Source organism: Cupriavidus pinatubonensis, assembly GCF_019602855.1.
GTDB lineage: Bacteria > Pseudomonadota > Gammaproteobacteria > Burkholderiales > Burkholderiaceae > Cupriavidus > Cupriavidus pinatubonensis.
Window position 1 is genome coordinate 669,939 of record NZ_CP080769.1, and the last position, 19,062, is coordinate 689,000.

At 64.7% G+C, this 19,062-nt stretch carries 14 protein-coding genes and 2 pseudogenes; 7 read left to right on the plus strand and 9 right to left on the minus strand.

Features of this window, described 5'->3' with window-relative positions:
- Positions 1-27: 27 nt before the first annotated feature.
- The 3 genes from K2O51_RS34950 to K2O51_RS34960 all read right to left on the minus strand — a co-directional run bounded on the left by K2O51_RS34950 (position 28) and on the right by K2O51_RS34960 (position 2,688).
- A complete protein-coding gene (locus tag K2O51_RS34950) occupies positions 28-966 on the minus strand; it encodes an alpha/beta hydrolase (RefSeq protein ID WP_220632139.1) in 939 nt (312 codons plus the stop codon).
- 361 nt (positions 967-1,327) lie between these two features.
- Entirely contained in the window at positions 1,328-2,233 is a 906-nt protein-coding gene (locus tag K2O51_RS34955) for an IclR family transcriptional regulator (RefSeq protein WP_425333016.1), read from the minus strand.
- Between the two features lie 281 nt (positions 2,234-2,514).
- Positions 2,515-2,688 carry a hypothetical protein gene (locus tag K2O51_RS34960; protein WP_220632140.1) on the minus strand — a complete coding sequence of 58 codons (174 nt, stop codon included), beginning with the start codon at positions 2,686-2,688 and terminating at the stop codon, positions 2,515-2,517.
- 627 nt (positions 2,689-3,315) lie between these two features.
- Here K2O51_RS34960 and K2O51_RS34965 point away from each other — a divergent pair.
- Complete coding sequence (locus K2O51_RS34965) at positions 3,316-4,659, plus strand: cytochrome P450 (RefSeq protein WP_220632141.1); 1,344 nt, start codon at positions 3,316-3,318, stop codon at positions 4,657-4,659.
- Between the two features lie 87 nt (positions 4,660-4,746).
- Here K2O51_RS34965 and K2O51_RS34970 read toward each other — a convergent pair whose 3' ends face one another.
- From K2O51_RS34970 to K2O51_RS34985, 4 genes are all read right to left on the minus strand, one after another.
- Positions 4,747-8,256, minus strand: a complete 3,510-nt coding sequence (locus K2O51_RS34970) for a pyruvate carboxylase (RefSeq protein ID WP_220632142.1) — start codon at positions 8,254-8,256, stop codon at positions 4,747-4,749.
- Positions 8,257-8,727: 471 nt separating this feature from the next.
- Positions 8,728-9,477 carry a 3-oxoacyl-ACP reductase FabG gene (gene fabG, locus K2O51_RS34975; RefSeq protein WP_220632143.1) on the minus strand — a complete coding sequence of 250 codons (750 nt, stop codon included), beginning with the start codon at positions 9,475-9,477 and terminating at the stop codon, positions 8,728-8,730.
- 125 nt (positions 9,478-9,602) lie between these two features.
- Positions 9,603-10,769 carry an acyl-CoA dehydrogenase family protein gene (locus tag K2O51_RS34980; protein ID WP_220632144.1) on the minus strand — a complete coding sequence of 389 codons (1,167 nt, stop codon included), beginning with the start codon at positions 10,767-10,769 and terminating at the stop codon, positions 9,603-9,605.
- A 25-nt stretch (positions 10,770-10,794) separates the two neighbouring features.
- A complete protein-coding gene (locus K2O51_RS34985) occupies positions 10,795-11,100 on the minus strand; it encodes a hypothetical protein (RefSeq protein ID WP_220632145.1) in 306 nt (101 codons plus the stop codon).
- Between K2O51_RS34985 and K2O51_RS34990 the strand changes: the two genes are divergently transcribed.
- The 6 genes from K2O51_RS34990 (at position 11,099) to K2O51_RS35015 (ending at position 18,386) form a co-directional block, all read left to right on the plus strand.
- Positions 11,099-11,992, plus strand: a complete 894-nt coding sequence (locus K2O51_RS34990; protein ID WP_220632146.1) for a MaoC/PaaZ C-terminal domain-containing protein — start codon at positions 11,099-11,101, stop codon at positions 11,990-11,992. The genes K2O51_RS34985 and K2O51_RS34990 overlap by 2 nt on opposite strands.
- 15 nt (positions 11,993-12,007) lie before the next feature.
- A complete protein-coding gene (locus K2O51_RS34995) occupies positions 12,008-13,324 on the plus strand; it encodes an acetyl-CoA hydrolase/transferase family protein (RefSeq protein ID WP_220632147.1) in 1,317 nt (438 codons plus the stop codon).
- A 47-nt stretch (positions 13,325-13,371) separates the two neighbouring features.
- Complete coding sequence (locus K2O51_RS35000; protein WP_220632148.1) at positions 13,372-14,580, plus strand: acetyl-CoA C-acetyltransferase; 1,209 nt, start codon at positions 13,372-13,374, stop codon at positions 14,578-14,580.
- Between the two features lie 95 nt (positions 14,581-14,675).
- Positions 14,676-15,833, plus strand: coding sequence for an acyl-CoA dehydrogenase family protein (locus tag K2O51_RS35005; RefSeq protein WP_220632149.1), 1,158 nt, complete (start codon positions 14,676-14,678; stop codon positions 15,831-15,833).
- 218 nt (positions 15,834-16,051) lie between these two features.
- Complete coding sequence (locus tag K2O51_RS35010) at positions 16,052-16,684, plus strand: AraC family transcriptional regulator (RefSeq protein WP_220632150.1); 633 nt, start codon at positions 16,052-16,054, stop codon at positions 16,682-16,684.
- Positions 16,685-16,853: 169 nt separating this feature from the next.
- Complete coding sequence (locus K2O51_RS35015; protein WP_220632151.1) at positions 16,854-18,386, plus strand: class I adenylate-forming enzyme family protein; 1,533 nt, start codon at positions 16,854-16,856, stop codon at positions 18,384-18,386.
- Between the two features lie 23 nt (positions 18,387-18,409).
- On the opposite strand, the pseudogene K2O51_RS35020 reads toward K2O51_RS35015, so the two are convergent.
- Both K2O51_RS35020 and K2O51_RS35025 read right to left on the minus strand, forming a co-directional pair.
- Positions 18,410-18,634: pseudogene (locus tag K2O51_RS35020) on the minus strand (LysR family transcriptional regulator); the annotation flags it as partial.
- 11 nt (positions 18,635-18,645) lie between these two features.
- Positions 18,646-18,900 (minus strand): annotated as a pseudogene (locus tag K2O51_RS35025) (hypothetical protein); the annotation flags it as partial.
- Between the last annotated feature and the right edge of the window lie 162 nt (positions 18,901-19,062).

A 19,062-nucleotide genomic window follows, 5' to 3' on the forward strand; every position in this document is an offset into this window, starting at 1 on the left:
TTGTGAAAGTGCGAAATGGGTGGGAAATCAGGCCGACGCTGCCGCGGCGACGACGCGCAGGCGCTCGCAGACGAAACGCAAGCCTGCTCTGCTGCCCGGCAGGATGCCGAGCATCATCAGGAAACCATGCATCTGGGACGGCGCGCGCCAGTGATGGACGGCCACGCCGGCCTCGCGCAGCCGGCTCGCGTACTCCTCCCCTTCGTCGCGCAGCACGTCGTGCTCGGCCGTCAGCACGATGGCTTCGGGCAGCCCGGACAGGTCGGGCTCGCGGCAAGGCGATGCCAGCCTGGATGCACGCGATACTTCGTCTTGCGCGTACTGCGTCCAGTACCACTGCATCGCCTCGCGGCTTGTGAGCAGCTGGTTGGCGGGATCGACATACGAGGGGCGGTCGAAACGGCAATCCGTGACCGGGTACACCAGCAACTGGCCGGCGAAGGCAGGCCCCGCTTCTTCGCGGGCGCGCAGCGTGGTAGCGATGGCGAGATTGGCCCCGGCGCTGTCGCCGCCAACCAGCAGCGGCAACTCCGCCCCGAGCAATTCACCGCGCATGGCCGACAGCCAGCACGCGGCCCGCCACGCATCCTCGACCGGGCCCGGGAACGGATGCTCGGGCGCCTTGCGATACTCGACCAGCGCCACGGCAATGCCGGCGCCCGAGGCCAGTTCGCGGCACAGAGGATCGAACTCCGCGATGCCGCCGACCACCCAGCCGCCGCCGTGAAAGTAGACCAGCAGCGCGGTCGGTTGCCCGTCGGGCACGTAGAGCCGCGCAGGCAAGACGTCGCCTTCAACGGGAATCGCGATGTCGCACACCTCGGGCAGTTCCGGTCCCGGCGCGAGGATGCCGCGCAGCCTCCCGAACGCCTCGCGGGCCTCCGCCGGCGTCATCAGGTGGCGCGGCTTGGTAGCGGCAGCGCTAAGCTTCGCCATGAAAGCCTGGGTCTCGGCATCGACGGTCATGTTGGGGTCTCCGGTCTGGTGTCGTCCTGAGATCCATTAAACGGTCCCAGCGCGAGGCCCATCAATGGTTGCCAGACCGCCATTCCGTACAGTGAATGCTATTGTTTGCACGCCACGCGCCCGGATGAAATGCGCGCAAAGCATTACAAGTGGCGGCCGTGAATGCCGATCGCGAAGCCGCTGCGGCTACGTGCGGGCAGGCTGGAGCCGGGCCGGCAATCTCGCCTCGGGCCCGGGCCTTCGCGCCAGCATCGTGCGCAAGGCTTACAGCACTTCAAAAGGCGGCCGTGATTGGCCTGAGCCGGCGGATGGCGACGGGCTGGCGCCCAGCGGTGTCGCCATCAAGGGGATGGCATGCGGGTCACGCATCAGGCCCAAAGCAGCTAGGCAGCGGCTCGACGTCGACGTCGACGTCCCGCAGAAGCGCCGTCAGCTCTGTCGCCGCATTCCTGAGTGCCGGCGCGAGGTTCTGCCGGATGCCGGCCGAGTCAACGTTCAGGCCGACCGCACCGAAATTCAACGCCATCAAGGTCGCATCGCGGCCGACGCGGATTGGCAGCGCAACACCCCATGCGTCCCGCTGGTACTCCCCAATCGACAAACATGTCCCGCTTTGCCACAGGTCTTCGAATGCGCCTTCGATGCCGACCCTGACCTCAGCCGCCTTAGGACCCGCCGCCTCCATCAGCGCGGCAAGATACTGCGCCTGTCGGCCAGGAGGAAGGGCCCAGAGGTATGCACGGCCGATCGCAGTCGAGCCCATCGGCAGCAGCGAGCCGACGCCGAGGCGCAGCGTGGAGATACGTGCGCTGGTGCGGCAGGCGATGTAGAGCATATCGAGGTCGTTGGGAACGGCAAGCGCCATGGAAACGTCGAGCCGGTCAGCAACCTGCTGCATATAGGGATGCACCAGTCGCGTGACAGGATTCGTCTCAAGATAGGCATGACCGATGCCAAGAGCACCTGGCGCCAGTTCAAACTGCGTACCTTGCGCGACCCGCCGGATGAAGCCCAGCCGAAGCAGCGTGGTGGTAAGGCGCGACACCGTGGACTTGGACAACCCCGTGCGCCGGGCCAGTTCGCCGTTGCTGAGCGGAGCGCGCTCGGCACGGAAGGCGCGCAAAACCTGGAGCCCGCGCTCCAGCGTCATGACGACCTGCGAGGATTGGGACATGTGGCCTCCTCCTCCCTTATAGCCTTTGGAAAGGTTGTACACGTGCAACTGAAACGGTTGCCCAAGCAGGCGCTCGGCGATGGCGCCGCCCATCTTGCCGAGGCCGGGAAAGCCGACCTGCGCTATGCGGCCTGGTGCGGCGGGAACACCCGCCATGAGCCGTCCGCATGACGAAAGCAGAACAGCGAAAGCTCATCGGCGTCCCGGACAACCCTGACTTGCACGCAGCCCTTGTGGGCTTCCGATTGGCGTATACGTGTAATGCGCTTCGGCGTCGAAGCGGAGAGTCCAAGCCATCGTTCGACCAATGCGCTCAGGGAAATTCTGCTGCTTTGCATTTCGACATGCCATTCGATTAGAGACCCCACTGGCCCTCATCCCATTACCTGCCTGATCCACTGGCCCTTCTGTGTAATGGCTGCCCGTGCACGTACCGAAAGGGCTGCCATGCAGATGAGCGGGAGCAATCGGTCCAGCACCAGGGTTTCCATCGGCGGCGCGCCTTCCAGCGCGCGCAATACACCGGCAATCTGAGAGTCCAGGGGCATGATCGTAATACTCCGACGGTGGTACGGGCACCCTCCCGGTGCCAGGCGCCGGCCCGCCATGTCATCGTCGATGGCGAAGGCCTGCACACTATTGGACGGCGAGAACGCCCATCCCGCAACCGCTACCCAGGAAGGCTTTCCGTACTTTGAAATAGAAAGACCGCAGTGACCTGCCCGTCTCCAGGGAGATGAATTCAGTGGCGTGCCTTCTTCGAGGGGTACACCGCATTCTCATCGACGCCCTGGAGATCCGGCCCTCTGCCAGCGTTCGTCAAAGAATTTCTGTACGTCGCAATCGACGTCTCAACCACCCACTTGCCGGGTTCGCATCCCCCTGTTCTCCGGCCCTGTCGAGTTCGACTGACGCGTGGCCTTGAAGCCTCCATCAAGCGCAATTCACTCCATCGATCAACAAGTCGTCCGCTTCTTCCCGCTTTTCGCCGCGACCGCCCCCCTAACTTGCATCCTCAAGCAAAGTTGCGGTGCAAATCCAGACCTGAGTACGATCTGGCCTCAGACTCCTGGCGCCGGTGCAGTCACCATTCGAAACGGCAAAAAGGACGCAGACATGCCCGCCGGACGCCAGGCGGCTACCCGGCATCATCCGCCAGCCAAACAAGATCCCTCATGTCCAGCACTACCGGCAGCACCACCGTCATCGATCGAGCCCTCACCTCCGGATCACCACGCCAGCCTCACGGCCGGGAAGTCACGGACAAGGCGTTGAAATCCCGCGACCGGCTGGTCGACACCGCGTTCCTGCGCGACCCATATCCCGCCTACCACATGCTGCGCGCGCGTGGCCCGATACATTGGAGCGAAGAGTTCTTCGGTGGCGCCTGGCTGCTTTCGAACCATGAAGATGTGGAAGCCATGCTGCGCGACCCGAGCTATTCCGCGCGACGTACTGGCGGATGGGTGATGCGTGGCAGCGATGACGACCGACAGGCGCTTTGTCCTTTCCAGCGCTTGTTCAGCCGTGCCATGCTGTTTGTGGATGCGCCCGATCATACGAGATTGCGACAGATACTCAATGCCGGGTTCCGGCCCGCTGCCCTGCGGGCGTTTGCGGGCACCATCGAACAAATGGTCGCCGGACAGATGGCGAAGCAGTCAGGCACCGAGGCCTTTGATTTCATGGAATCGATCGCCAGACCACTGCCGGCGATGGTGATTGCCCGGCTGCTCGGTATGGACGGCGAGGACCAGTCCGACTTCCTGGCCTGGTCCGAAGACCTGGCCGCCTTCATCGGCGCACCGGATCCCGACGCGTCGCTGAAACGGCGCGCCCAGATCAGCCTGCTCAAAATGGCCGCTGCCTTTGAAGCGATGCTGGCACGCCGCAAGGCACAGGACGCGGGCGAGTCGCAGCCGGAGCAGAGGGATTTGATCGGGCACCTGCTGTATGCGGAAGCGGAAGGCAGGATCGAGGGCGGGGCTGAACTCCTGGCGCAATGCGCCATGCTGCTGTTCGCCGGTCATGAAACGACGCGCAATCTGCTCGGCAACGGGCTGCATGCGTTGCTGAGCCATCCCGAACAGTGGCAGCGCCTGCGGCAGGAACCGGAACTGCTACCCAATGCCCTGCGCGAGTTGCTGCGCTATGAGAGCCCGGTCCAATACACCGGCCGTCGGGTTGCCACAGACATGCTCCTCCATGGGCGACAGCTGCGGCGCGGAGACCTGGTCATTGGCCTGATCGGCGCGGCCAATCGCGATCCGGCGCGCTATCCCAACCCCGATCAGTTGGATGTCACACGGCGTGATGGTTCGCACCTTTCGTTTGGGCATGGCCCGCATGTCTGCATCGGCGCCGCGCTGACGCTGATGGAAGCGGAGATCGTCTTCCGCGCGCTTCTGCGCCAATGGCCCACGCTTTCGCTCGTCGATGCCGAACCGGACTGGAATGGCAACCCGCTCTACCGCGGATTGACCACACTGCGGGTCCGACAGGGAAGCGAGGCCGCGTAAGAATACCGATCCGGCGCTAACGCGCCGGATCGGCAGACTGACTTGCGCCCTCCTGCGGTCTTCAAGGAACAGCACACCGAACCGAGATCAGTCCGCAGGTTTCAGTTCGATCAACAATTCCTTGGCGGCGACACGGTCACCCTGTTTCACATGCACGGCCGCAATCTCGCAGTCGCGCTCGGCGGCGATATGGGTTTCCATCTTCATCGCCTCCAGCGCCAGCAGCGTTGTGCCCGCGGTCACGCGCTGCCCTGGCTGGACTGCGACGGTCACGATCGAGCCTGGCATCGGCGCGGCGATATGCAGCGGATTCTCAGGGTCCGCAACCGGACGGCTGTGGCGTGACGTACCGGCCTGCACGGTGCTGCGCTGCTCGATCACCGCCGTGCGCGACTGCCCGTTCAGTTCGAACTGGACCTTGATGTTGCCCTCTTCGGCGTCGGCATGCGTGCCCTGCAGCGATACCAGCAGCGTCTTGCCCGGCTCGATGTCGATGCCCACTTCTTCCTGGGGCTGCAGGCCGTACAGGAAGGCCGGCGTCGGCACCACCGAGGTATCGCTGTAGGTGCGCACGTGGGCGTGATAGGCGACGGCCTGCTTGGGATACATCAGGTACGACGCCAGCTGGCGGTCGTCGACAGGCTGTTCGCAAGCCGCGCTGGCTTCGGCGCGCGCTGCCTCGAGGTCCACCGCCGGAATCTGGTCGCCCGGGCGGTAAGGCGCGGGCGGCTCGCCGCGCAGCACCTTGCGCGACAGTTCCGCCGGGAAGCCGTCGGGCGGGAAGCCCAGCTCGCCCTTGAACAGCGAGACCACCGATTCGGGGAAGGCAACTTCGCGGGCCGGATCGCAGACATCGGCAGCGCTCATGTCGTTGGCCACCATCATCAGCGCCATGTCGCCGACCACCTTGGAGGTCGGCGTCACCTTCACGATATCGCCGAACATCTTGTTGACGTCGGCGTACGCGCGCGACACCTCGGTCCAGCGATGCTCGATGCCGAGCGAACGTGCCTGTTCGCGCAGGTTGGTGTACTGGCCGCCGGGCATCTCGTGGCGGTAGACATCGGCGGTACCGGCACGGATCTCCGATTCGAACGGTGCGTAGTAGCGACGCACGCCTTCCCAGTACATCGATGCCTCGTGCAGCCGGTCCAGGCTGAGTCCTGGCTCGCGCTCGCTGCCGGCCAGTGCCGCCGCGATGCTCGACAGATTCGGTTGCGAGGTGAGTCCGCTCATTGCATCCAGCGCGCCATCCACGGCATCGCAGCCGGCGCCGATGGCGGCCAGCGCGGACGCGGCCGAGATGCCGCTGGTGTCATGGGTGTGGAAGTGCACGGGCAGGCCGGTTTCTTCCTTGAGCGCCTTGACCAGCGCGGCCGCCGCTTGCGGACGGCAGATGCCGGCCATGTCCTTGATGCCCAGCACATGCACGCCGGCCTGCTTCAGCTCGCGCGCGATGCCGACGTAGTACTTCAGGTCGTACTTGGGACGGGAGCCGTCGAAGACGTCGCCGGTGTAGCAGATCGCGCCTTCGCACAGCGCGCCGCTTTCGCCCACGGCATCGATGGCCACGCGCATATTGCGCACCCAGTTCAGGGAATCGAACACGCGGAACACGTCCACGCCGGCGCTGGCGGCCTGGCGCACGAAGAACTTCACCACGTTGTCCGCGTAGTTGGTGTAGCCGACCGCGTTCGAGCCGCGCAACAGCATCTGGAACAGGATGTTCGGCACCCGCTCGCGCAATTGCTCGAGACGCTGCCACGGGTCTTCCTTGAGGAAGCGCAGCGCCACATCGAACGTCGCGCCACCCCAGCACTCCATCGAGAACAGCTGCGGCAGTTCGCGCGCGTAGAACGGCGCGATCGGCAGCATGTCGGCGGTGCGCATGCGCGTGGCGAACAGCGACTGGTGCGCATCGCGCATGGTGGTGTCGGTCAGCAGCACCCGCTTCTGCTCGAGCATCCATTGCGAGAACTTCTCTGCACCAAGCTCGCGCAGCAGATCGCGCGTGCCGGTCGGCACCGGGCTCGTTGCGTCTACCGAGGGAAGCACCGGTGCGGGCAGTGGCAACGACGGCAGCGAGCGGCCGGCCATTTCTGGATGGCCATTGACACAGACATCGCCGAGATAGTGCAGCAGCTTGGTCGCGCGATCCTGCCGCTTGGTGAACGCTAGCAGTTCGGGCGTCTTGTCGATAAAGCGCGTGGTGACGTCGCCGGCCTTGAACGACGGATGGTTGATGACGTTTTCAAGGAACTGCAGGTTGGACGCGACGCCGCGGATGCGGAACTCGCGCAGCGCGCGGTCCATGCGCCGGATCGACTCGGGAGCAGTGGGCGCCCAGGTCGTGACCTTGACCAGCAGCGAATCGTAGTAGGGCGTGATCACCGCGCCGCCGTAGGCGGTGCCGGCATCAAGGCGCACGCCGAAGCCTGCGGCGCTGCGGTACGCGGACAGCCGGCCATAGTCGGGCAGGAAGCCGTTCTCAGGGTCCTCTGTGGTGATCCGGCATTGCAAGGCATGCCCGTTCAGCGAAATCCCCGACTGTTCCGGCACACCCGCAGCGCGCACCACGATCTTGCCGTCGGCGTCGCGCGTGTTCTCGGTCATGCCGATATGGCCGCCTTCAGTGATGCGGATCTGCGCCTTGACGATATCGACGCCGGTGACCATCTCGGTGACCGTGTGTTCGACCTGGATACGCGGATTGACTTCGATGAAGTAGAACTGGCCCGAGTCGGCATCCATCAGGAATTCGATCGTGCCCGCATGCGTGTAGCCGACCGCGCGCATCAGCCGCATCGCCGCGTCGCACAGTGCTGCGCGACCGGCGGCGTCGAGGTATGGCGCAGGCGCGCGCTCCACCACCTTCTGGTTGCGCCGCTGCACGGTACAGTCGCGCTCGTACAGGTGCACCAGGTTGCCATGCGTATCGCCGAGCGCCTGCACTTCGACGTGGCGCGCATTGCGTACCAGTTTCTCGACATAGACCTCATCGTTGCCGAACGCAGCCAGCGCCTCGCGCCTTGCCGCCGGCAGCAACGTTTCGAGATCCTGTTCATTCTCCAGCATACGCATGCCGCGTCCGCCACCACCCCAGCTCGCCTTGAGCATCAGCGGATAGCCGATGCCCGCTGCCAGGCGCTTGCACTCGTCCAGATCTTGCGGCAACGGGTCGGTGGCCGGCATCACCGGCACGCCCGCCTCGATCGCGGCATTACGCGCCGCGACCTTGTTGCCGAGCTTGCGCATGACATCGGGCGACGGGCCGATCCAGCGGATACCGGCATCCATCACGGCCTGCGCGAAATCAGGGTTCTCCGAGAGGAAGCCGTAGCCCGGGTGAATGGCGTCGACCTTGGCCTGGCGCGCAATGCGCAGGATGTCGTCGATGTCGAGGTAGGCTGCCAGCGGCTTCTTGCCCTCGCCGACCAGGTAGCTCTCGTCAGCCTTGAAACGATGCAGCGCGAGCCGGTCTTCCTTTGAGTAGATCGCAACCGTGCGGATGTTCATCTCGGCGGCGGCGCGCATCACGCGAATCGCGATTTCGGATCGGTTGGCAATCAGCAGGGATTTGATGGGTGTGTAGTTCATGGGCGCGAAGAATGCAATCGGCCACGCCTCTTGAGGCTGGGCATGGTCAACGGCGCAAAGGATTAGCTTGAGGAACCCTTCTCGCCGCACATGGCCGATTCGAGTCTCAGGTAGTGGAAGGCAAACAGCGAGGCGGCAGTATTGCTGCCGAAAGAGCGGCGATTGTCAGCCGACGATCAGACCGCGGAATCCGGCGGACCGTCGCCGGCCGACAAAGCAAACGAATCACTGATCGTGGTAGGCAAAGGGCGTATGCGAATCCATCCAGTCGTGGTGTCCTCTTGCATTGGCCCACGCCCACTGTGAACGCTTTGGACTCAGCGGAACCTGGTTGCCTCCATCAGTCCGCGCCTGTGCGGCACGGATACTCCCTGAATCATCAAACGGCTCGCGGTCCTCGCATGTTCCGCTTCTTCTTCCGTACACCACCATGCACTCCTGTTCAGCATTCGAGTCAGGCCTTACACCTGCTTAGCCAAAACGGCCTCCGCTCACATGCAGCACTTCACCGGAAATGAAGCCGGCGCACTCGGAAGCCAGAAAGGCAACCGCGTCGGCAATATCCGTCGGCCGACCAACGCGTTTGACCGGCTGCATCTGGACGGCACGCTCCTTGATCGTTTCGTACGTCGGCAACGCCTGCACCATCTCAGTCTCGATGAAACCCGGTGCCACGCAGTTCACCGTGACGCCATAGCGCCCTTCTTCGATCGCCAGCGCCTTTGCCATGCCGATCAGTCCTGCTTTGGCAGCGGAATAGTTTGCCTGCGTAGGATTCCCAAAGTGCGCACGCGAGCTGATATTGATAACGCGGCCCCAACCCTGTTCAATGAAATGCGGCATCACGGCCCTGGTCGACAGGAAGGCGCCCTTGAGCATGACTTCCATGACGAGGTCCCAGTCTTCCTCGCTCATTTTCACGAGATACTTGTCTCGCGGAAATCCAGCATTGTTGACGAGGATATGCACCCCGCCAAAATGTGAGACCGTTTCTTCCACCAGTCGGCGCACTTCTTCGCCTTTGGTGATATCAGCGATCACGCAGTGAGCTTGCAGGCCATCGGCACGCATCGCCGCGGCAGTCTCTTCGGCGCGGTCCCTGAGCACGTCCGTGACAACGACGCGCGCTCCCTCTTCCGCCAGACGGCGAGCCGTTGCCGCGCCGAGCCCGCGTGCAGACCCGGTAACAATGGCAACTCGGTCTTTGATCCGCAGATCCATTTTCCTTCCTTTCTTCGATGAACCGCGTCGGGAGGATCCGCCGCGATAGACATTGAATGGGGCGGCCGTATCGGCAGAGGCTTCCGCGCCTCTGCCCCTTCAACCAGGCGCGGCCGCAGGTCCGGTCAGAACGACCGCGGCAAGCCGAGGATGTGCTCCGCGACGAAGGAATAGATCAAGTTCGTCGAGATCGGCGCCACTTGATAGAGACGGGTCTCGCGGAACTTGCGCTCCACATCGTATTCGCAGGCAAAGCCGAAACCACCGTGATACTGCAGGCAGGCGTTGCCGGCCTCCCAGCTCGCCTTCGCGGCCAGGTACTTGGCCATGTTGGCCTGTGTGCCCATCGGCTTGTGCGCATCGAACAGTTCGCACGCCTTCCATCGCATCAGGTTCGCGGCCTCGATCTCGATGAACGACTCGGCAATCGGAAACTGGACGCCCTGGTTCTGACCGATGGGGCGGCCAAACACCTGCCGTTCCTTGACGTATTTGGTCACGCGGTCCATGAACCAGTAGCCATCGCCAATGCACTCGGCTGCGATGAGCGTGCGCTCTGCGTTCAGGCCGTCCAGAATGTACTTGAAGCCCTTGCCCTCTTCGCCGATCAGATTTTCCTCTGGAATCTCCAGGTCTTCGAAGAACAGTTCGTTAGTCTCGTGGTTGACCATGTTGGCAATGGGACGCACCGTCAGGCCTTTCTTCTGCGCCTCGTGCAGATCGACCATGAAGATGGACATCCCTTCGCTCTTCTTCGTTACCTCTGCCAGCGGCGTGGTACGCGCCAGCAGGATCATAAAGTCGCTGTGCTGCACGCGGCTGATCCATACCTTCTGACCGTTGACCACGTAGCGCCCGTCCTTCTTGACTGCCGAGGTCTTGATCTTGGTGGTATCGGTGCCGGTGGTCGGCTCGGTCACCCCCATGGATTGCAGGCGCCATTCGCCCGAAGCAATCTTCGGCAGGTACTTGTCCTTCTGCGCCTTGGAACCATGCCTAAGCAGCGTTCCCATGTTGTACATCTGGCCGTGACAGGCACCGGAATTTCCGCCGCAGCGGTTGATCTCTTCCATGATCACCGACGCTTCCGTCAGCCCCAGGCCAGAACCGCCGTACTCCTGCGGAATCAGGGCTGCCAGCCATCCCGCCTCGGTCAGTGCATTGACGAAGGCCTCCGGATAGGCGCGCTGCTCATCCACCTTGCGGAAGTATTCGTCCGGAAACTCCGCGCATAGCGCGCGGACGGCATCGCGGATTTCCTGGAAGTTGTTCGATTGGGTCTGTTCGATCATGGCACGTCTCTGGTGTTCATTGTCGTCAGCGTTTGCTGGCACGAGCAGCAGTCGCGATTCCGGAAAATGAAATTGCGGTGCAAGGGACACGGGGCGGGCCTGCCGACGGTTTGCTCTCTCCATGCGGACGGCCACCCTTGTCATGGCCGCAATGGTCGCTGCCTTCGGCTAGCCAGGCAATCAGCCTTTGTGAAAGCGCGCCTTCCACTGGGGTGAAGGCCCGGCTTTCGCAAACGCCGAAGACCGCCATTGGCATTGTCAAATAGCGCAAATCCGGCTTTGACGACATGCTTTGCGCAATTTCCTGACGATGACATAGGAACAAGGACATGGCAGTCAGCTACCAACACCTCAAGCAACGTCCATTCGCCCCGGTCCGCCAGCGCTATACCGAGCGCGACACCATGCTTTATGCGCTCGCGCTGGGGCTGGGCAACAACCCGCTGGACACCGCTGCGCTGCCCTTTGTGTACGAGGGTGCTGCTGGCGGCCTGCGCACGCTGCCATCACAAGCGGTCGTGCTGGGCTATCCGGGTTTCTGGGCGCGCGAAGCCGATACGGGCATCGACTGGGTCAAGCTGCTGCATGGCGAGCAGCGCATGCGCCTTCACCGTCCACTGCCGGCCAGCGCCGACATCGTCGGCCACAACCGCATCACACACCTGACTGACAAGGGTGCGGGCAAAGGCGCCATCATGGTCACGGAGCGCCGGCTGGAAACCGCCGAAGGCGAATTGCTCGCGACCGTGCAGCAAGTGAGCTTCTTGCGCGGCGACGGCGGCTACAGCGAGCTCGATGGCGGTCAACCCAGCGATACGCCGTTGCCCGCGCTGCGCCCCACGCCGGAAGACCAGGCGCCGCACTTCACCGACACCCAGGCCATCCGCCCCGAGGCCGCGCTGCTGTATCGCCTGATGGGCGACTTCAACCCGCTGCACGCGGATCCGGCCGTAGCAAAGGCAGCGGGATTCGAACGCCCCATCCTGCACGGCCTGGCCAGCTACGGCCTGGTGGCACATGCCCTGGTGCGCCAGTGTGCGGAGCACGATCCGGCACGCCTGCGCGCGCTCGATATCCGCTTCACCGCCCCGGTGTTCCCCGGCGAGACCCTGGTGACGGAAATCTGGCGCACAACGGAGAACCCGAACCACTACCAGCTGCGCGCCAAGGTACTGGAGCGCGACAAGGTCGTGCTCAGCCATGGCTGGGCCGAAATCGCCTGAGCAAGAGCGCACGCCATGAACGCAACGACGTTGGACACCGCACGCATTGCCACTGACCTGAGCGACCTGATCCGCCCCGGAGATCACATCTGGTGGGGGCAGGCCACGGCCGAACCGCTGACGCTCACGCGCGCGCTGGTCGGGCACCGCCACACCATCGCGCAGGGCGGCCGGCTCGGCGTCTTTGTGGGGATCGGCCAATCCGAGACGCTTCAGCCGGTCCAGGCCGACGTCATCGATTTCTTCGGCTATGCCGCCAGTGGTCCACACCGACAGCTGGCCAAGGCCGGTGTACTTGACATCGTGCCGAGCCACTATTCGCACCTGCCCGGCCTGATTCGCGAGCGCACGCTGCGCGCGGACGTCGTGCTGGTGCAGGTATCGCCGCCCGACGAGGCAGGTCGCTACAGCTTGGGCCTGGTGCATGAGTACATCCCCGCCGCGCTCGACTGCGCCCGCATCATCATCGCGGAAGTGAATCCGGACGTGCCATGGACCTATGGCAGCCGCCACCTGACCGCGGACGATATCGATCTGCTGGTGGATGCCGCGCATGCGCCGATCAGCCTGGAGCGCAGCGCGCCCGGTCTGGCCGAGCAGGCCATTGCCCGCCACATCGCCGGCTGGGTCGAGGACGGCGCCACGCTGCAGATGGGGATCGGCAACCTGCCCGAGGCCATCGTGGCGGCGCTGGGCGACCGCCGCGACCTGGGCCTGCACAGCGGCGCGATCGGCGACGGCATTGCCGCGCTGGCCGAAGCCGGCGTGCTGACCAACGCACGCAAGACCATTGATACCGGTGTTGGCATCGCCGGCGTCCTGATGGGCAGCGAACGGCTGCGGCGCTGGGCGCACCGCAATCCGCAGCTGCAGTTGCGCGAGACCAGCTATACCCATCATCCCGAAGTGCTCGCCAGCATCGATAAGCTGGCCGCGATCAACTCGGCCATCGAGGTCGACCTGACCGGCCAGGTCAATGCCGAAGTCGCCGCGGGCGTCTACGTGGGCGCCGTTGGCGGTGCCCCGGACTTTCTGCGCGGGGCCGCGCGCAGCCGCGGCGGCCTGCCCATTGTTGCCCTGCCGGCCACAGTCAAGGGCGCAAGCCGCATCGTGGCGCAGCTGTCCGGCCCGGTCAGCACGGCGCGTTCCGACGCAGGCCTGATCGTAACCGAGCACGGCGTCGCCGATCTGCGCGGCAAGACCCTGTCGCAACGCGTACGCCGCATGCTGGACATTGCCGCTCCCCAACACCGCGAGGACCTGGAGCGCCAGGCCCACACGCTGCTGCGCCAATGCGGCGCCGTTTTCGTTGCACAGGCAGGTACTGCCTGACCCACCGCCTTTTTCGCGTACCCAACAGAATTTACAAGGAGACTTTCATGCGTCGAGCCGCTATCGTCACTCCCCTCCGTACCGCCGTCGGCACCTTTGGCGGCAGCCTGCGCCCGGTTCCCGTCGAGCAGCTGGCCGCCACTACCGTGCGCGCGGTCGTCGAACGCAGTGGCATCGATCCCGCACGCATCGATGACGTGGTCTTCGCCCAGTCCTACGCCAACAGCGAAGTGCCCTGCGTGGGCCGCTGGGCCGCGCTGCAGGCAGGCCTGCCCGTCGAAGTCCCGGGCATGCAGCTGGACCGCCGCTGTGGCGGCGGCCTGCAGGCCATCGTCACCGCATCGATGATGGTGCAAAGCGGCGCCGCCGATGTGGTGATCGCGGGCGGCGTCGAGAGCATGAGCAACATCGAGTACTACACCACCGACATGCGCTGGGGCTCGCGCTCGGGCAACGTAAAGTTCTACGACCGACTCGACCGCGGCCGCGAGCGTTCGCAGCCGGTCGAGCGCTTCGGCAAGATCTCCGGAATGATCGAAACCGCCGAGAACCTGGCACGCGACTACGGCATTACCCGCGAGCAGGCAGATGCCTTCGCCGCGCGCAGCCATGAGCGCGCCGCCGCTGCGTGGGAAGCCGGCCGCTTCGACGCCGAGATCGTGCCGGTGCAGGTGCCGCAGCGCAAGGGCGACGCCGTGACCTTCGCGCGCGACGAGGGCTTCCGCCCAGGCACCACGACGGAAAGCCTGAGCAAGCTGCGCGCGCTGATGCCCAACGGCACGGTGACCGCCGGTAACGCCAGCCAGCAGAACGACGCATCGTCCGCCTGCCTGATCGTCGCCGAAGACAAGCTGGCCGAACTTGGCTTGACGCCGATGGCCAGCCTGGTCGGCTGGGCCGCGGCCGGCTGCGAGCCCTCGCACATGGGCATCGGCCCGGTTCCCGCGGTCAAGAAGCTGCTGGCACGCCTGAACCTGACGCTGGACCAGATGGACCTGGTCGAGCTGAACGAAGCCTTCGCCTGCCAGGTCCTGGCCGTGCTCAAGGGCTGGGAGTGGAACGACCAGGACGCGATCGAGCAGAAGCTCAACGTCAATGGTTCGGGCATCTCGCTGGGCCACCCGATCGGCGCCACCGGTGGGCGCATCCTGGCGACGCTGCTGCATGAACTGCAGCGCCGCGGCGGCCGCTACGGCCTGGAAACCATGTGTATCGGCGGCGGGCAGGGCATTGCCGCGGTATTTGAACGCTACTGATCGACCGCCAGCCCGCTTTGCTCCCCGCCCCCGACTATGGGATAGGGAGCAAGCCGGTCGCATCTGCCCCAAGACTTGACTCAGGAAGACCCGACATGATTCGCGACAACGAAACCCTGGAAGCACTGCTCGACAGCGTGCGCCGCTTTGTGCGCGAGCGCCTGGTACCCGCCGAGGCACTGGTCGCCGAGACCGACGAAATCCCGCAGGACATCGTGCAGGACATGCGCGAGATGGGCCTGTTCGGCATGACCATCCCCGAGCGCTTTGGCGGCCTTGAGCTGACCATGGAAGAGGAAGCGCGCGTGATCATGGAGCTGTGCCAGACTTCGCCGGCGTTCCGTTCGCTGCTCGGCACCACCGTGGGCATCGGCTCGCAGGGCATCCTGATGGATGGCACGCCGGAACAGCAGGCCGCCTGGCTGCCGCGTCTGGCCACCGGCGAGATCCTTGCATCGTTCGCACTGACCGAGCCGGATGCCGGCTCCGATGCCGGCTCGCTGCGCACCACGGCGATCAAGGACGGTGACCACTACGTGGTCAACGGCACCAAGCGCTTCATCACCAATGCGCCGCAGGCCGGCATGTTTACGCTGATGGCGCGCACGAACCCCGACATCAAGGGTTCGGCCGGCGTGTCGGCCTTTATCGTCGATGCCAGGACGCCGGGCATCAGCTTCGGCAAGCGCGACGTGAAGATGGGCCAAAAGGGCGCGCATACCTGCGACGTGATCTTCGAGAACGTACGCGTACCGGCGGCCAACCTGATCGGCCTGAAGGAAGGCCAGGGGTTCAAGACCGCGATGAAGGTGCTGGACAAGGGCCGTCTGCATATCTCGGCCGTCAGCGTGGGGGTGGCCAAGCGCGTACTGCGCGACGCGCTGAACTACGCGCTGGAACGCGAACAGTTCGGCCAGCCAATCGCCGAGTTCCAGCTGATCCAGGCCATGCTGGCCGACAGCCAGGCCGAGCTTTACGCGGCCGAATGCATGGTGATCGACGCCGCGCGCCGCCGCGACGAGGGCAAGAACGTCTCCACCGAGGCGTCCTGCTGCAAGCTGTTCGCCACAGAAATGGTGGGCCGGGTATGCGATCGCGCCGTGCAGATCCTCGGCGGCGCGGGCTATATCTCCGAGTACGGCATCGAACGTTTCTATCGCGACGTGCGCCTGTTCCGGCTGTACGAGGGCACCACGCAGATCCAGCAGGTCATCATCGCCCGCAACATGATCCGCGAGGCGCGCGGCGCCTGAATTCCGCGCCCGCTATCGGGCCGTACCTCTGCCCGTCTCTGCACGGCGGTCAGCCCAAAGTTACACCAAGCACCACCATGACAGATTCCGTCGCCACGTCCTTTCCGCACACCGTGGAGGTGCTGCGCGGCTATCTCAAGCTTGAACCGCAGCAGCTGGAAGCGTTGCGCACCAAGGGCGTGGTGTAAACCGATTGCCGCAACACGAGTGCCCCGAACATGCGCGTCCAACTGCAGGCGGCCTCGCCAGTCCACCTGTCCGGCTTGCTGCCGGCATTCCCGCTGCTCATCACGGCGACGCGGGGCCGAACCCTGGTGCGGCGGCGGGGATTCGAGCGCGTGGTCGTTCCGGGGCATCCCCTGGTGGTGGCACCCTTCGAGGCCATCGACATGTGCCTGGATGGCGGTGCGATCCAACCGGCGTGCTGCAGCCTGGAACTGCAGCTGCAATCCGGCAGTACGGCTGGCATGTCGCTTCACCACCGCATCTCGCGTCGTGTGTTCGTACAACCGCAGCACGCCTGGAGCGCGGCGTTCATCGCTGACTTGCTGCGCGCCTCGCCTGCGCAGGTGCGACGGACACTGTTTTCGGAAGGTGCCGCGCTGACCGAGCTATGCCGTACCCAACGTCTGATGCGGGCACTGTTCGAGGTGCTGGCCGACGGGGCCAGATCCGCGGAGCTGAGACGGCGCACCGGCTGGTCGCCACGCAACGATCTGGAAGCGGCCTTCTACGACTGGTTTGGTCTGTCACTGCACGCAGTCGGGCGGCTCGGCACAGGGCGCGCTACCATCGCAACCCCGTGGGCCGAGACAGTCTTGCCACGTTGGCCGGAGCAGCAATTGGCCTGATGCGGCAACAGCATGCCAAGCCGCATTTAGAAACAAGGAAATCCGCCTTTGCCAATCCGCGATTGCGGCGCACTGACTGCCCACATACACTGGCACCGTTCGCCTTGCCGAACGGCTTCGAACGGCCTTGCTTCGAACGGCCTTTTTACCGAGCACCAGGACTCCCGCGATGCCTCCGGACCGAGATACTACACAACGGATTAGCGATATCCCACACCACTGGGCTGTCCAGACCCCTGGGCATGCGGCCGTGCTTGAGGATGGCCGCACCGTCACCTTTGCACAGCTATGGGGGCGCATCGAGGCCGCGCAGCGCTACCTGCAGACGCAAGGCGTCGGCACCGGCGACCGCGTATTGATCGTGGCGGAAAACTGTCTGGCAGTGATCACGCTGGTATTCGCGCTGTCGGAACTGGGCGCGTGGCCGGTGGTGGTCAACGCCCGACTGTCGCCGCGCGAAGTCGAGGAGATTCGGGCGCATTGCCGTCCGCGGCTGATGCTGTTCTCCCACGCCGCATCGCCGGACGCTCTGCGGCACGGCATTCGCTACCGTGCCCGGGAAATCGCTCCGGAAGGAGTGGGCCCGCTCATGGTCAGCGCCATCGACGAGACCAGCGGGCGTGAGCCCGAAACACTGGCACACGAGGTAGCCGTGTTGATCTATACCTCGGGGACTACAGGGCATCCCAAGGGCGTGATGGTCACGCACCGCGGCTTGCTGCATTTCGCGCGCGTCACGGTGGAATCCCGCCGCATGCACGCCGGGGACTGCGCCTACGCGGTCATGCCGATGTCGCATGTGTTTGGCCTGGGCACGCTGTTGTTGTCGACCTTGCAGGCCGGCGCGACCCTGTACCTCAGCGCCCGCTTCAACGCCGCCGATGTCACCGCGGCGATCCGCCAGGGGACGATTACCCTGATGCAGGGCGTGCCGACCATGTTCAGCCGCATCCTCGCGTACGTGCGAACGAGCGGCGCGCCGCTGGCGCCGTCGCCTCAGCTTCGCTATCTCTATACTGGCGGCGGACCGCTCGACCCGACGCTTAAGCAAGAGGTTGAGGCAATGTTCGGCCAACCGCTGCACCATGGCTACGGCATGACCGAGTATACGGGCTCGCTGTTCGTGACCCGCATGGACCGGCCGCGCCGCGACTGCTCCGCGGGCGAGATCGTCGAAGGCGCCGAACTGCTAGTGGTGGGGCCGGACGGCAAACCAGCGCCCGAAGGCGAGCCGGGCGAGCTGTGGGTAAGGGGGCCGGGCGTCATGCGCGGCTACTACCGCGCGCCGGAGCTGACCGACGAAGCGCTGCGCCCCGACGGCTGGCTCAACACAGGCGACATCGGCCGGCTCGGGCCCGACGGCGCACTGTTCATCGTGGGCCGCACCAAGGACATCATCATCCGCTCCGGCTTCAACGTCTATCCGATCGAGGTCGAATCCGTGATCAACACGCATCCGTCGGTGCGTCTCTCGGCGGTGGTCGGACAGCCCGCCGCGGACGGCAACGAAGAGGTGATCGCCTTCGTCGAAATCAAGGATGGCGAAAAATTCGATGCGGTGGCACTGCAGGAGTACCTGGTTGACCGGCTGTCGCCCTACAAGCGCCCGGAGAAGATCCTGCGCGTGGGCACCATCCCCACCACCGCCAGCGGCAAGCTGCTCAAGCACCAGCTCAAGCAGATGGTCGCGAACAAGACGTAGCAGGAACAGCGGCGGGGCGGACTTCAGTCCTGGCGCCCGAGCCCGTCCTCGACCAGAAGATCGACCAGCTTGCGCGCAAACAGCGGCAACGCCTCGGAGTCGGCGACGCATATTTGCAGCTTGCGTTCGGCCCACTCATCGTTGAGCTGGCCGATCCGAAGCGCCATCGTTCCTGCATGACGTGCCGCGGTACTTTCCGGCAGCACGCCAACGCCGACGTTTGCCTCGATCATGCGACAGGCCGTCTCGGGCTGAAACCGAGGTAGCGCCGGTATCCGACGCGCTCGACCCACCACTGCTGCTGCCGAATGCCGAGCACAGACGTCATGGCATAGGCCGTCGATGCCCAGACCAGCTCGTCAGGCGAAGCGTTGATGCCGCCCGCGATGTGCCGCGTGAAGAAGCCGAACCTCGCGTTGTCGAAATAGTCCAGCCCGGTGGCAAGCGCCAGCGCCCAGGCGAACACGGTCATGCGCAGCCGGTCCCGTTCCGTGTCCCGCAGTCCCTCCGCCATTGTGTCCATCCCTCGTTTCCTGCGTGCCCTGCGTCCCGCTCGCCGGGCGCAGCTGTACCTGTTGCTACTTCACTGCTGCCCCGCTTGTGCCAGGTACCGGATCGACCGTTCCTCCAGAAGACGCAACACCCGTGTTGCGGTCTCGACATCCTCCAATGGAAC